Below are 15,076 nucleotides of genomic sequence, written 5' to 3'. Positions count from 1 at the left end.
CAATTGAGAATCGAACAAATCATACTGGCTTATAATTTGAGATATTTTGAAATTAACTAGCACCACGAGTAAGTAAAATTCCAAGAAGATGATATGAACCTTTTTTGCAAGATATCTTGAAATTATAATTCCTAAGACAAAACCAAAGAGTGTTGACAACTTAATAGAAACTCCAGACCAATCTTTCGAAATGAAATCACTTGTCAGTAAAACCATATTTCCGGACTGGGTCAGTGGCAAGGTGTGGTCAAAATTACTATAGGCATAACTATCAATAAAGCCTCCCGTAAAAGTCAGGAACATAGCTATAATCGTCCGTTGGTTGAGTGTCGTGATTTCAGATGTTTCCATTGAATTCCTTTCTAAAAATAGGAAGCCACCATAAAAAGTGAGTTCCTCTTTTATTGTTAAGTCCAAATGCCATATAAATCAGTCGCTATTGAAGGGTAGGCAAAGATGATGTTTTGGACATCTTGCATACTAGCTCCCAAATTAATGAGCAAGGCTAAATAATTTACCAAAATATCTGCGCTATCACTTAATATTTCTGCGCCAACAACTTTTTGATTTGAGGTATCAATGACAAGTTTTAATTGCGCTAAATCATCTCTAACACGTCTATAATTTTGCCAATGACTCATATCAATATCTTTAACCTTATAATGTTCAGGCTCAGCTTTTGCCTGATTAACAGGTATACCAACTTGACCTACCTTAGGAATACTAAAAACAGTTATGGCAGGCGCTTTGGGGTAGGAAATCTGATCATTTTGCTGGCCTAATAGTAAGTTAGCTAGGTATTTTGCCTGATAATCTCCATAACTAGTTAATTTAGGAACAGGGGCATCACAGCAATCTCCTAAAGCATAGATCCATTCTTTAGAAGTTTGCAAGTAATCATTGACTTCAATACCTTTGGAATTATAACGAATGCCTGCCTTCTCTAAATCTAATTGCTGAATATAAGGAGCACGTCCGGCTGCATCATAAATACTATTAACGGTTAGCGATTCACCATTTGATAATAATATTGAGTAACCAGTCTCCTCTTGGCTAACCTTAATTGGTGAAGCATTTAAATGAAACTCAGCCCCTTTTGCTTGTAACCGTGAAACTAAGCTATCAACGAGTTCTTTATCAAAACCTCTTAGAATACTATCGTTATGCTGAATGACATGAACCTTGACACCGGCCTCAGTAAAACTTGAAATGAGTGAGAGAGCAATAACACCAGCACCAATAATAGCAATCTTTTTAGGTTTTCGATGTTGTCGTAACAAGTTACCACTATCATCTACAAAGTGAGCCCCTTCAAACGTTAACTCTCGAGGTCTAGACCCTGTTGCGATTACAATCGTATCGGCTGAAAGAACCTGCCCGTCAACGATGATATGGTGATCATCTAGAAATCTTGCTTGTCCTTCAAAGGTATAAACGCCAGAAGAAATAGCTCGCTCCTTTGCTCTAGCCCGCTGATCTTCAACTAGCCAATCACGGTGGCTAATCATATCTTCCCAGTTAATATCAGGAACACTATCAAAGCCTTTACCTTGAAAAGCTTCAATTTTATGGTGTAACTCACTTAAAGCTAAAATTGCTTTTTTGGCTGTTGCACCACGGTTAATACTTGTTCCACCCCAATCCCTAGATTCGATTAGGGCAACCTTCTTCCCTTCAGTAGCTAAATTACTTGAAACGGTTAATCCCGTAATACCTCCACCAATGACTAAAAAATCAAAGTTTTTCATTTTCTTGTCAGAATTAGTCATTAGAAGGGCTTTTTTTCAGATTTATCGAACTGAATCTTTTCAGGGTCAAACCAGACAACAGGTTGGGCTTCTTGTGGAAAACGTTTTACAACATCTTCTGATAGATTCAAATGTTCCGCAACTGTCTTTGTAGGTACTGATGCCAGCCATTTATTAAGGGAAATATCTGAATAATCAGGATTAGGGAAGACCTCCACAAAAACCAATTTCTCCGTTCCTGTATTTTGCACATAGTGTCCAGCGACATTTGGGACGTATCCAACATCTCCAGCTTTAAAGTCAAATGTTCGAGCTAGACCATTAGAATTGAAAACTCCCATTCTTGCTTGACCAGAAATATAGTATTGCCACTCTGACGACTTAGGGTGCCAGTGAAGTTCACGCATGCCTCCTGGTTCCACTTCAACGATTGCCCCTGCAATGCTTTTAGCAGCTGGGAAGACTGACTGGTCAATAATCCAAACACGACCAGCTTCCGTTTCAATAGGATCAATGTCGTCCAAGTGAAAAGTCAGCGGGTGAATCGTTTCACCTTTTGAGTTAGGACGTTTTTCTTCTTCAATGGATTGAGGGAGTGTTCCATTAAAGATGTATTTTTCTTTCTTAGGAAGATTTTTGAGAGTTTTTTCATTTTGCTTGAAGTTTGCTTGAATGACTTCTTCTGGCGTATGTGCTAACCAATCGCTGAGGAGAAGTGTTTGATTTTCTGAGAAGTTAGCATCATTAAAGACAAGTAAAAATTCACAACCTTCATCTAATGCTTGAATAGAATGAGCTACTCCTGATTCAAAATTCCACAAATCACCTGCTTGGACATCATCAATGAAAGTTTGACCATGTTCATCAATACCTGTTACTCGTGCGTTACCATAAAGCATTAGTCCCCACTCAGCTTCTTTATGCCAGTGCATCTCTCGGTAAGCTCCTGGTGCCAAAGCCATGTTGACACCAGCTAGTTCATCTGAGATTGGTAATTCACGGATTGTTACTTCACGAGCCCAACCTCCTTCTTCCATACGGTTGTGCGCATCAGAATAGCTAAAGCGCATATTTGATAAGGTTCCATGGTCTGTAGTAGGCGGAACAAGAATATCAGGATTTTCACGATCACGTTCAATGTTACGAGGTCCAAAGTCTAGCCAACCTTTATTATCTTTTTCACGAGTTGGTTGTGGGATATTTGTATTAGTCATATGAATTCTCCTTTATCATTTTATAACATATAATTTGCAAATGGAACTAAGCTAAAAGATTATCTCAATTTTGAAAATTTTTCTTTGATATCAGCTTTTAACTTATCAAATTTTTCATGGCGAGCCTCTTTTTTATTTGCAATTAAGCGGGCTTTAGTTTGATGCGTCAGATCTTGTTGAATTTCGAGGGCTGATTCTATTTCTGTTGCAACAGTAGCGACATCCCACCTAGCAATGTGAACCTGATACTTTTCAAAAATAGCATTCAAGACAGATTCATCACTTTCTTGTACAAGTGCAATAATAGCCACTTCACCATTAGTCAAATTTTCACTAACGGTTGTAATTAACGCCGAATTGGCCAATTCTTTGTCTGAACCAACAGAAGCACCAATTGCTCCGCCAGCAGCAAAACCAAAGAGAATACCCAATGGTCCACCTAAAATTCCAATTAAACTACCAATTAACCCACCTTTAAAATAATCATTCCCTAATGAATTCATCAAATCGAAGCTATCTTTGGTGTTAATGACGCCATTTTCAGCTTTCACAATCGAAACCTGACCTAATTTCGTATTTTCCGTTTGACCAAATTGTTTCAATTCTGAAAAGGCTTGAAAGGCTTCACTTTCAATACGAAAAATTGAGACAACAACATTTTCCATAGGCTATACTCCTTTATTATTTATAGAATAAAATATCCTATACGTATAGTGCTAGTGTTACTATACTGGGTATATTGTAACACATTTTGGTGCTTTATATAATACAAAGTATCTCATAAGGGGTTAAAACTTCCTCGTGAAACTTGTATCCTATAGTTATGGTAAAAGATAATTATTTACAGCAATATATTGCTAGAAAAGTTAAATACTATAGAAAAAAGAAACAACTTACTCAGGAAGAACTATCAGAAAAAGCTGGCTTAGGTTTGAAATACATTAATCAAATTGAAAATCGAAATATTAATATAAGTATTCAAACTCTTAGTAAAGTTATTACTGCGCTAGATTTAACAACAGAGGAATTTTTTAATTTTAATAACTCAGAAGAAGTACCTGAACCATTATCTGATATCACTCTTAGACGCTTAAAAATGAAAATAAAGCAACTTCCCAAAGAGAAACAAGTATCTCTTATTGAAATTTTTGAAAAAATACTTGATCAATTTGATTGAATCAAAATAGCGAACCACCGTATTATTGATTTGTGAAAGTTACTTTATGGTTGACATTATAGGGGAAAGAATGTAATATAGTCAAACACAACATTCCTTATAAAAATTCTCTATATGAGGTGATAAAATGAAACTTCGTCAATTGGAATACTTTAATGCTTTATGTACTTTAAAAACATACTCAAAAGTGGCAAATAAGTTCAATGTTAGTCAACCAACTATTAGTTATGCTATCAAATCGCTTGAAGAAAATCTAAATACCCGACTTATTATTAGGGATCAATCACATTCAGAAATCTCTTTAACATCAGAGGGGGAAATTTTTAGAAACTATTCAGAAAATGCAATACAACAATTAGATATGGGGAAAGCCGCTTTAAAATCTTTAAAGAGTAAGCGAATTAAATTTGGTATATCATCAAACTTATCACGTTTCTATGCTCTTACAGATCATCTTACAAATATTGAAAATATTCTTCGAAATGAAGTGAGTTTAATTGAAGACGGCTCAAAAGAGATAACTAGTAAAATATCATCTAATGAATTGGATATTGCACTAGTTGCATCATGTAAAGAGCTTTATAGTGATCACCTTGATTTAATGAAACTAACCTCCTTACCATTTAAATTAGCAGTATCAAAAAAGCGTGAATTTTCTAACTCACATACCATTAGCTTGATAAACTGTAGTAATGAAGATTTTGTCATATTTAATGAACGTTTTGTACACAATGAAGTTTTTTGGAAATATGTCAATGGTTCCAAGTTTGTTCCAAATATTTTAGCAGAAGTTAGTGATATAGGTAGCTTTAAAAACTTAATTGAAAGAAAAAATTCAATAGGGATATTGGTAGATTTAGGAAACTTTAAAGATATAAATTTAGTTGAATTAGATAGTTCTTTTCAGCTAAATTTTAACCTTTATCTGGGTAAGCAAAAAGAATCGAAAATTAATAGTAGTTCTTTTCAAAAAATCGGGCAATATTTTGTTGAAGAATTAAACAAAATATCGAAAATTGTAAAATAATAAAAAGATTGAAGAAAAGTCCATTTCGGGCAATTTTTTTCAATCTTTTTATTATTCGATTCAACATCCTTCTCAAATAATTTTTCTTTTTTAGTTTATCTGTTTATTTAACCACTCCTCTTGTGTTAAATTGTTTACTTTTTGGTTGACAGATAGCGGGGATGCTCTAGTCGGTGCGTAAGTTTTTCTTTTGTATCTGCAATTCGTTGGAGGATATCATCAGCTATAAAAAGAACCGCTTTACTACAGAAACGTTTTCCCGTTCATATCCTATCTTTTTGAAAGGTATAATCTATTAACCGTTTCCCCTTTTTAAGGGTAGAGACTAAATTTAAACTGGAACTTTGTCAAGTGTTTGGGAGTAAGCGTCAAAGTGTGCCGTTTTATCTCCTTTCATTTACTTTCTAGGTAAAATATTGTAAAATCGAGAGGTAAAATAGTGATTTTACCTAGAAAGTGTGATAACAATGGCTCCTTTATATAATTATGCGACTATTCTACGAGCTGGGAAATTGGATATTAAGTCAGCTCGCCTAAAAACGGGAATGACCCAAAAAGAATTAGGAAAAATTCTTGGGGTGACCAAACAAACCATTATTAACTACGAAAAAGGCACTACCGAACCAAGTTGGGAGCGCCTAAAAGATATTGCGAAAGCCTTAAAAATAGATGTAGATGACCTTTTTCCCTATAGTGAGCTTGGCGAAAAGAAAGGGGATTTAAGGTGGGCGGAGCATTTGGAACGTTTAGCCAATGATTGGCATTATGCCCGTACAGCAGAAGAAGAACTATTATTACAAAGTTTTTTTGAGTATGCGCAATTCCAACGAGAAGTCGAGCAAAAGACTTATATGAAAGAGCAACTCAATCAAGCCTTGGAATTGGAAAGCAGCAATACCATGTCTGATGAGGATAAAATAGACCTCATCAACCTTAAATATGAAAAAGATATTCAGAAGAAAACAGACCATCTTATCTCGCTGTATAAAAAACAATCGGACGAAAGACTTGATGTTATTCGATTGGAAAATACAATTTTATAATATTAGTATGGGGTTGAAGAAATAGTTATGATGAAGTCAAATAATAAATCCAAAAATATCTTTTTAAAGTTCTTTGTTGTATTATTTATTCTTATATACGTTTATTTTGCATCCTTTACATTTCGATATTCTTATGTCGGTATTAGTTCAGACTATAAAGATGGGACATGGGTTATTAGAAATATACATAATGGGGGAGAAGCTTCCCTTTCAAATTTATCGGTTGGAGATGAAATTTTAGAGATAGATCATCAGGACAGCAGAAAAAATTTTTTATTAAATAAAATGCTAATTGTTGAGCAGGCTACTTCAATTACTGTATTGCATCAACATAAAAAAATAAATGTATTATTTAAAGATAGCGGGACGAGAAGTAACTTCTTTATTTTTAGTATCTTATCTCTTATTCTCCTATTTTTATCAGCTATGTATTTTAAGAAGCACGAAATCAGTAAAACTAGCCAAAGATATTCTATTTTTTTATTTTTAACATCGTTATTTTTAGTTTCAATTATTCCTTCTAGTATGGGAGATGTTATTGCACGTTCCATTCTTATTTTTTATGTCACAATTTTTCCTCTATTTATTGATATGTTCTGGAGAGCAGCCAGCCTAAAGGAAGGAGTAACCAAACTTTCCATAATGTCAAAAATAATAATGGGCTATTCTTTTATGACAACTGTATTATTTATCTACTCTTATTTTTTTGACGTGCCCTTATATCTAACGAAGTATTTATCAAGGTATATTTTTTATATCAATTTGGTATTTTTGATCTTCCTGCTAATTCTTGCTTTTTATAGCAGTATAAAAGGCAAAACGCTTGCAAAATTGAATACTGTTTTTTCGGTTTTGATCGGCTGGTTCCCAGTTTTTATTGGTTATATTTTTCCTCTCTATCAAGAGGTGTCAGTGATTTATACAATACCGTTTCTGATTTTCCCAATAATGACAATGATTAATGATTTGATTACCAATAGACTCACAAATATTAGAATCAATTTACCAAATTTTGTGGTCTACGTTTTGATTTCCTTAATTATTACAGTTGATGTCTTTTGTCTGTATTTTTTGGTCCAATTTTTGTCTATTTGGCTTGTAATGATTTATACTTTTTTATTGATTTTTAGTTCCCTACCTATTTTAAAAGATTTACTGATTCTAAATTCAAAGAAAGAGTATCAGCTATTAGATAATCATTCAATTTTCTCAGCAGTCGAAACTGAGAGAGAAGAAATTTCTATTTACTTACACGATACTATTATACAAGATGTTATTTACTATAAAAGACAAATTGATGATTTAGAGTTTATACCTCAAAATAAGGTTCAGGAGGTACTAGATGATGTTATATTTGAGTTACGAGAGCTTTGTTCCAATATTTATCCATTGATGATAAAGGAACTAGGTTTAAAAAATGCTATCCACGATATCGTAGATAAATTTCAAAAAAAAGAATCCGTCATTATAACGGTGGATATTAACGTTGATAGATTTGATTTTGAAAATAAGGTGGCTAATTTTATTTTAAGGTCAATTCGAGAAGTTATTAACAATAGTATTATTCATGGTAATGCCAAAAATATAAAACTTAAAATATATAGCTTTGAAAAGATGATAATAATTGAAATTATTGATGATGGATATTTTGAAATAACCAATGAAACTAGCTCGTCTCATTTTGGTTTAAATGTGATTTCTGAAAAGTTGTTTTTACTTGGAGGTGAGTTAACGATAACTAAAAATCCTACTACCATTAAAATGTTTCTGCCTAATCAGTGAAAGGAAGGAATAATCATGATTAAAGTTGCAATTATTGATGACCATGAGTTAGTTCTACAAGGTTTGTATGAACGATTAAAACGGGAAAAAGATCTTGAAATTGTCGGAGCTTTTTCCGAGTATCAAGATTTATTGCTTTGCTTGAAGTATAAATCAGTTGATATTATCATCATGGACTTAATGTTAAAGGGGATACATGGATTTGATCTAATTACTGAAATTAAAAAGCTACATGTAGAACCTCCCAAAATTATTTTAGTATCTGGTTTCTATGAATCATTATTACACAAAAGAGCTATGGAACTGGGGATAAAAGCTTTTCTTCCAAAGGAAAGTTCATATGATGATTTAATTAGTACAGTACATAATGTTTTTAATGGTAATCAAGTCATTCCGGATTACCTTATGGAGAAAGAAAAAACGAAAATTCTGACTGATACAGAAATTAAAATCCTAAAGTTGATAACAAAAGAGTATACAAATGAAAAAATATCGAAAGAATTGTATATCAGCAGAAGGACAGTAGATAGTCATGTTTCTAGTATTTGTTCAAAGTTGAATGTTAATGGCCGTGTTGGAGCAGTAAGGGAAGCCCTTAGGCTAAAAATAATATAATTAGTCCATAAATGGCAATAAGATATTCGTAGATTACGGATGTCTTTTCTTTTATGTCAGTTTATCCTATTATTATTCAAAACATAGGTCATTGAGAGGAAATGTTGTAATGATAGATGTCGATACGCTTCTTGGAGATCATAGAATGCGCTATTTTGGTGATGGACATAAAAGAACGGATTATAGCATTATTTTTAAAGAAAATGTTCATCAGTTTTATGGGGCGATTAGTCAATCTGGTTTATGGTCAAATAAGTCTGACAAAATCATTCAACCGCATTTAAGCACACTAGATGGTGTGATTTTAGCAAGCTTATTGGCTGAAAAATATTTAGAAGAAGAAAAAGAGTCACCAGAAAATTTCTTTTTATCTAAGTTTATGATTAAGTCTGGGATGAAACCAATTGAGAATTTAAATCAGGTCCCTGTAGCCCTACGTAAGAAAGATTTAAATAAAAATAAGGCAGAGTTTGATATTTCTGTGTTAGATATGAAAATCAAGCTTGAATTTCAACGTTTTACAGTTTTTTCAAAAACAATTGAAAAAGAAAAAATTGATAAAAAAGAATACCTACCAAATCATCTAAAGGATATTCACCATAAGATCTATGATATTAGCTTTTTAGAAACTCTGGATACTGCGGATAGATGTTCTATTTTTTGTAAAGCAAATAAGGTTATTAATAAAAATTATGAATACAAAGGGATATCCTCAAACTTTTCAAAGAGTTACTCATTACTTGAATTATTAATTATTTTTTCTCAAATGGCAGAGATGTTAGCTTATCATGCAGATGATATTGATAGAGAATGCAGTGAAACTTTATGGATGAAAAATGTTTCAGCTGAAATTTCAGAACCAATTCCAAATGGTGAATTAGGGCTTTTAGCAAAAATTACTAAAAATAAACTACTTGACATGAAAGGAAAACGTTGGAAAATCTTTGAAATGTCTGGGACAGATACACAAAGCAGAATCAAGATTTCAGGTAAGATTGCACATCAATTACCTGAGTCTGAGGTGGAGGTCTTGAGTGATGTTAAATAAAGAAATTAGACTTGTTATTTCTGGGACTTACTCCACAGGTAAAACAACGACAGCAACTGCTTTATCTATTGCAACTGGTATTCCTTTAATAAATGCACTTTCAGCTAGAGAAATTTTAACAGATTTATATCCCGGCAGGCGTTTCCAAGATATGAGCGCAACAGAATTGATGGCTCTTGGTTTAAAAAGATTTGAAGAAAGGATAAGAGAAGAAGCAATTCTTTATAAAGAAAATACAAGTTTCATTTCAGATGGTTCTGTGCTAAATGAATGGGTATATGGTACGGTACGAATGAAGGTGGGGATAAATCCAGGTTCAAACTTACTTCATAGAACTGCCAAGGCAATACTAGGATTTCCTGGAAGAAACTTTTATAAAAAATATATGAACGCTTATGGACAAGTTGCAAAAATCCATTCAAAACAATGGTACACTAATGTTGTTCATCTTCCTGTTGAGTTTCCTATGTCTGCTGATGGTCACCGACCTGTGTCTGAAAAATACAGAACTCTATCAGATAAAGAAATTCAAGAAGGTTTTATTTCCATTGGAAAAAATCCAAAATTAGTAAGTGGTAACCAAATAGAAAGATTACGAAAAATTATTAATTTATATGATTTACCAATTGTTGTTCCGATTGAAGAAGCTGTCTCTAAAGCAGAAAAAGTAATAAAAACGAATAGAGAGGCTGTTTCTAAACGAATTATTGAACAGTATAAAGAACCCTCATTAAAAGAAAAAATTAAATTTATATCAGAATTTTAGGAGAAAAAATGATTTCATTTAACCATATTAGTAAAACCTACCAAGTAGGAGACCAAGAAGTAAAAGCTTTAGACGATGTTTCTTTTTCAATCGAAAAGGGAAAATTTACCGTTATTTTAGGACCTTCTGGTTCTGGGAAAAGTACATTATTGAATTTACTTGGAGGTATGGATAGGGCAACAGAAGGAAGTTTTTTATTCGATGATCAGGAGGTTACATCACTAAATGACAAGGAGCTCTCAATTTACAGAAAAGATATAGTAGGATTTGTTTTTCAATTTTATAATCTTGTTCCAAGTTTAACAGCTTCAGAAAACATTAGTATCGCTGCACAGTTAACAGGTAATGTTGCAAAGTCAGAGATTTTTCTAGATAAAGTGGGGCTATCCCATAGAAAAAATAATTTTCCTAATCAATTGTCGGGCGGTGAAATGCAACGCGTCTCTATTGCAAGGGCTTTAGCTAAAAAGCCAAAATTATTATTATGTGATGAACCTACAGGCGCACTTGATTCTAAAACAGGGCAAAAGATTATTGAGCTGCTCCAAGAGGCTTCAAAAGATAAAAATGTAGCTGTTGTAATGGTGACCCATAATGCTGAATTTAAAGAATTTGCTGACACAGTGATTTATCTGAAAGATGGAAAAATTAACTCAATTATTGAAAACTAAGATTTAGCTTAAAGGATTGGAGTAACAATGAAATATCTTAATTTAAAATTAAGACGTGACCTAAGAAAAAATTGGCAACAATTTTTCTCGGTTTTCTTAATGTCATTATTGAGTGTTTTAATATTTGTTGGTTTACAAGGAGCTTGGCATGGTTTGGAGAAAAGCTTAGACAGTTTTATTGCTTCATCTAATGTACCAACTATCTGGGGACAGGCGACCAATCTAACAGATGAAGACATTGAAGAAATAAATTCTTTGGATGGCGTAAAGAAGGTCATTTCTGAAACAAGAATAACTACTGCGATTGATTCAAAAAATAACTCGGATAAATACTTGATATTAGATTCATTTAGTAACCCTTCACAACAAATTGCTAATGTTACAGAAGGTGCTAAGTTTTCCAATAAAGCTGATAATGGTATTTGGATAAATGAAGAATATGCCGCTTCTAATAACTTATCAATAGGAGATGATTTGAAAATTACATTGTCTGGTAAAACAGTTAATGTAAAAATTGTAGGCTTAGTTCAATCGGCAGATAGAATCTATTTTACGGGTAGCTTGGAGTATATTGCTCCAAACTACAATGATTATGCTTATGGATATATATCTAAGAAAACTTTGAACAAGTTACTAAACACTCAAGTACCAAGTAACTTAGTAGAAATTTATTCATCAAATACTGATATTAGAGATGAAATTGAAGACATTCTGGGAAATAAGTTAGTTACTTATTATAACCAAAAGACATTGACAGATGTTTCAGAAGCAACCGATAGGGTAGGACAAATTAGAAATCTTTCCTATTTATTTTCATTCATTTTTATTCTGTTAGCCATTCTTGCTATGTTTACGACGATTCGACGACTTATTGAGAGCCAAACAAAAGAGATTGCCGTTATTAAGGCTCTGGGTTACTCTAATTCACAGGTAAGCAGACATTATATTTCATTCGGTCTATTTGTGGGGACATTTGGTGCTGTCTTAGGTGCTTTAGTTTCACCAGCAATGTCTTGGTTTGTCTTAGAAACTCAAAAATCAATGTTTTCTTTGCCTAACTGGCAAATTGCATATTCATGGTCGTCTCTTCTTATTGTTGCACTAGTCATACTAGTATGTTCTTTGTCAGCCTATTTTGCCTCACGCAAAGCTATTACAGGTTTACCGGCAATCTTTTTAAGAGGTAAAAGTAAAGAGGTTAAACACGTTTTTATTGAAAAAATTTCATTTCTATGGAACAAGTTTACTGATGAGACAAAGTGGGCTGTGCGAGATGCTTTTATAAACCGAGTTAGGGTTTTAATGGGTATAGTTGGTGTATCAGGGAGTATGATGTTGTTGATAGCTGGTATCGGTATGCCAATTTCAATGAACCATCTTGTTGATAAGGCTTATAATGAAGATTTTAGTTATTCAAAACGTTTGACTGTCTCTAACCACGAATTGGCAGACAAAACATATGATGGACAATGGGTTCAAATAAATCAGGCTCATTTTTCAAAAGATGACGGTTATAATCGCTTGCTCATCGTTATTAGTCAAGGTGATTTTGTTAATGCAACTACAAGTAAAGGAGAGACAATCAAAGAAGGTGGCCTTTATGTTACTAATGGTTTTGCAAAAGCTGCTAATATTAAAGTTGGTGATACAATGACAGTAAAACCTTATCGAGATGGCAAAGAGTACACCTTTGAAGTTAAAGGTATTGTAACCAGTGAGACTAATCAGGGTGCTTACATTATGTCTAGCACTTTTGAAAAAGCTGGAGGTTCTTTTAATCCTTCTACTTTACTAGTTGGAAAGGAGGTCTCCACAGCTCAAATTTCTAACGACAGTAATATTCAATCTGTTATCAAAAAATCTAGTCAGGAAAATAACGCTTACGACTTTGTGAATAGCCTAATGAGTGTTTTCTTAATGATTATTGGCTTTGCATTATTATTGGTCGTTGTTGTGCTATATAATCTAGGTTCTTTAAACTTTGTTGAACGTACTAGAGATTACGCAACACTACAGGTTTTAGGATTTTCTAAGAGGAATTTACAAAATATCACAATGATTGAGAATCTGATTACAACAAGTGTTGGTTGGATAATTGGAATACCTATGGGTATTTGGTTCCTAAAACAGTATGTTGCAACTTTCTCAACAATACGTATTGAATATACTGCTTACGTAACTTGGCAAGTCCTTTTATCGGCAAGCCTACTTGTGTGGTTTACTTCCTTATTGACAACTGTAGTCATCAGTCGAAGAATTAGAAAAATTGATATGGTAGAAGCCTTAAAAGGGGTTGAATAATAAAAAAATGCTTTAACTTAATTGTAAAGAAAAGATAAATATTTATGAAGTTAACATGGAAATATAAGACAAAAGCCCCTAATTTAGGGCTTTTCATTTTATTATAACCTAATTTGAAAATCGTATTAAACTAAGATTTCCATCGTCTATTGACGTGTAGTGAATCCCTATTTCACTTCCGTAATTATTAAGTGTTATAACTGATAATTCTTTTAGCATTTTATCAAATAATCCTTCTCCCCTTCCCCAATTACCATAAACTGTAATATTTTATTTACTGATTAAGATTGTGGAGTTTGGATTGATATATTGGTTGTTAGGACTAATGTCCTTATAACCTTTATATTAATTTTTATCAATATTCAATTCCTTTTGTCTGTTGATAACATAGCTTTTAAATTGATCGCATCTTGCACAGTGAATTCGTAATTGTCAATCATTGATGAATCAATAGCATATCGGACAATATCACAGGGAATCCTTAAGATTGTTAATCTTTCTTTTATATCAAGAGTCATGGTAAACTTCCTTAAAGCAGGATTTTTGTCCCTGCCTTGTTTTATATCGGTTTCAGATAATTAATAATTGGCTGTAAAGGCTAGTCAACTACATTTTTAAACTGTTAAATTCTTTTTCGTCTTATCATTTGATAAGAGTGCTTTTGTGATATAATATTAGCATGACGAGAATTTTAGACGATGAAATGATGGAAAATGAAGAACAGATAGAGCGAACGCTTCGTCCACAGTCTTTTAAAGAATATATCGGTCAAGATCAGGTTAAAAATCAATTAGCAATTTTTATTGAAGCTGCTAAGATGCGTGATGAAGCTCTTGATCATGTCCTTCTTTTTGGTCCTCCGGGTCTGGGAAAGACGACCATGGCTTTTGTTATTGCTAATGAATTGGGGGTTAATCTTAAACAGACTGCTGGTCCAGCGATTGAAAAGGCCGGTGATCTAGTGGCGATTCTTAATGATCTTGAGCCGGGAGATGTTCTTTTTATTGACGAAATCCATCGGATGCCTATGGCTGTGGAAGAAGTTCTCTACAGTGCCATGGAAGATTTTTATATTGATATTATGATTGGAACGGGGGAAGCGAGCCGCAGCGTGCATTTAGATCTTCCGCCTTTTACCCTTATAGGGGCTACAACGCGTGCTGGTATGCTCTCCAATCCTCTGCGGGCCCGTTTTGGTATCAATGGGCACATGGAATATTATGAAGAAGTGGATTTGACAGAAATTATTGAGAGGACAGCAGAAATTATTGATGCTGATATTACACGTGATGCTGCAGTTGAATTGGCCAAGCGTAGTCGTGGGACGCCCCGTATCGCTAATAGACTTTTAAAACGTGTGCGTGATTATGCCCAAATTATCGGTGATGGTATCATTGATGAAGAAATTGCTGATAAGGCTTTAATAATGTTGGATGTTGACCATGAGGGGCTGGATTATATTGATCAAAAAATTCTTCGAACCATGATTGAAATGTACGGTGGTGGTCCAGTAGGTCTTGGAACCTTATCTGTTAATATTGCTGAGGAACGTGAAACTGTTGAGGATATGTATGAGCCATATTTAATCCAAAAGGGTTTTATGATGCGGACACGTTCTGGTCGCGTAGCTACATCAAAGGCTTATAAACATCTTGGGATTGAACAAAAGTTTGATTAAATACGG

Annotated in this window: 14 protein-coding genes; 10 read left to right on the top strand and 4 right to left on the bottom strand. The window is 33.5% G+C overall.

The features are described 5' to 3' along the window. The 4 genes from ACFOSE_RS05700 to ACFOSE_RS05685 form a co-directional block, all read right to left on the bottom strand. The coding region (locus tag ACFOSE_RS05700; protein WP_380431538.1) for a DUF1275 family protein at positions 1-351 on the bottom strand (351 nt) is incomplete at its 3' end. Positions 352-407: 56 nt separating this feature from the next. Then, positions 408-1,769: a dihydrolipoyl dehydrogenase family protein gene (locus ACFOSE_RS05695; RefSeq protein ID WP_380431536.1), complete on the bottom strand. Its 1,362-nt coding sequence runs from the start codon at positions 1,767-1,769 to the stop codon at positions 408-410. Then, entirely contained in the window at positions 1,769-2,962 is a 1,194-nt protein-coding gene (locus tag ACFOSE_RS05690) for an oxalate decarboxylase family bicupin (RefSeq protein WP_380431534.1), read from the bottom strand. The genes ACFOSE_RS05695 and ACFOSE_RS05690 overlap by 1 nt, the downstream gene beginning before the upstream one ends. A 59-nt stretch (positions 2,963-3,021) precedes the next feature. Beyond that, on the bottom strand, positions 3,022-3,627 hold the full coding sequence (locus tag ACFOSE_RS05685; protein WP_380431532.1) for a DUF1269 domain-containing protein: 606 nt from the start codon (positions 3,625-3,627) through the stop codon (positions 3,022-3,024). A gap of 158 nt (positions 3,628-3,785) precedes the next feature. Here ACFOSE_RS05685 and ACFOSE_RS05680 point away from each other — a divergent pair, with 158 nt between their 5' ends. The 10 genes from ACFOSE_RS05680 (at position 3,786) to ruvB (ending at position 15,070) form a co-directional block, all read left to right on the top strand. After that, positions 3,786-4,139 (top strand): helix-turn-helix domain-containing protein, encoded by a 354-nt coding sequence (locus tag ACFOSE_RS05680; RefSeq protein WP_380431530.1) that lies wholly within the window; start codon positions 3,786-3,788, stop codon positions 4,137-4,139. 127 nt (positions 4,140-4,266) lie between these two features. Beyond that, a complete protein-coding gene (locus ACFOSE_RS05675) occupies positions 4,267-5,166 on the top strand; it encodes a LysR family transcriptional regulator (protein WP_380431528.1) in 900 nt (299 codons plus the stop codon). Between the two features lie 467 nt (positions 5,167-5,633). Beyond that, complete coding sequence (locus tag ACFOSE_RS05670) at positions 5,634-6,209, top strand: helix-turn-helix transcriptional regulator (protein WP_380431526.1); 576 nt, start codon at positions 5,634-5,636, stop codon at positions 6,207-6,209. Positions 6,210-6,236: 27 nt separating this feature from the next. Next, a complete protein-coding gene (locus tag ACFOSE_RS05665) occupies positions 6,237-7,991 on the top strand; it encodes a sensor histidine kinase (RefSeq protein WP_380431524.1) in 1,755 nt (584 codons plus the stop codon). A gap of 15 nt (positions 7,992-8,006) precedes the next feature. Beyond that, positions 8,007-8,606 (top strand): response regulator transcription factor, encoded by a 600-nt coding sequence (locus ACFOSE_RS05660; protein ID WP_380431522.1) that lies wholly within the window; start codon positions 8,007-8,009, stop codon positions 8,604-8,606. A gap of 109 nt (positions 8,607-8,715) precedes the next feature. Beyond that, on the top strand, positions 8,716-9,654 hold the full coding sequence (locus ACFOSE_RS05655) for an AvrD family protein (protein WP_380431520.1): 939 nt from the start codon (positions 8,716-8,718) through the stop codon (positions 9,652-9,654). Next, a complete protein-coding gene (locus tag ACFOSE_RS05650) occupies positions 9,644-10,420 on the top strand; it encodes an AAA family ATPase (protein WP_380431518.1) in 777 nt (258 codons plus the stop codon). Before ACFOSE_RS05655 ends, ACFOSE_RS05650 begins: the two co-directional genes overlap by 11 nt. Positions 10,421-10,428: 8 nt before the next feature. After that, positions 10,429-11,091 (top strand): ABC transporter ATP-binding protein, encoded by a 663-nt coding sequence (locus ACFOSE_RS05645; RefSeq protein WP_380431517.1) that lies wholly within the window; start codon positions 10,429-10,431, stop codon positions 11,089-11,091. 27 nt (positions 11,092-11,118) lie between these two features. Continuing rightward, on the top strand, positions 11,119-13,392 hold the full coding sequence (locus ACFOSE_RS05640; protein WP_380431515.1) for an ABC transporter permease: 2,274 nt from the start codon (positions 11,119-11,121) through the stop codon (positions 13,390-13,392). Between the two features lie 679 nt (positions 13,393-14,071). Continuing rightward, positions 14,072-15,070: a Holliday junction branch migration DNA helicase RuvB gene (gene ruvB / locus ACFOSE_RS05635; protein ID WP_380431513.1), complete on the top strand. Its 999-nt coding sequence runs from the start codon at positions 14,072-14,074 to the stop codon at positions 15,068-15,070. Positions 15,071-15,076: the final 6 nt, after the last annotated feature.

Source organism: Streptococcus dentapri (assembly GCF_042649885.1).
Taxonomy (GTDB): Bacteria; Bacillota; Bacilli; order Lactobacillales; family Streptococcaceae; genus Streptococcus; species Streptococcus dentapri.
This window is presented reverse-complemented; position numbering and strand designations above follow the sequence as displayed.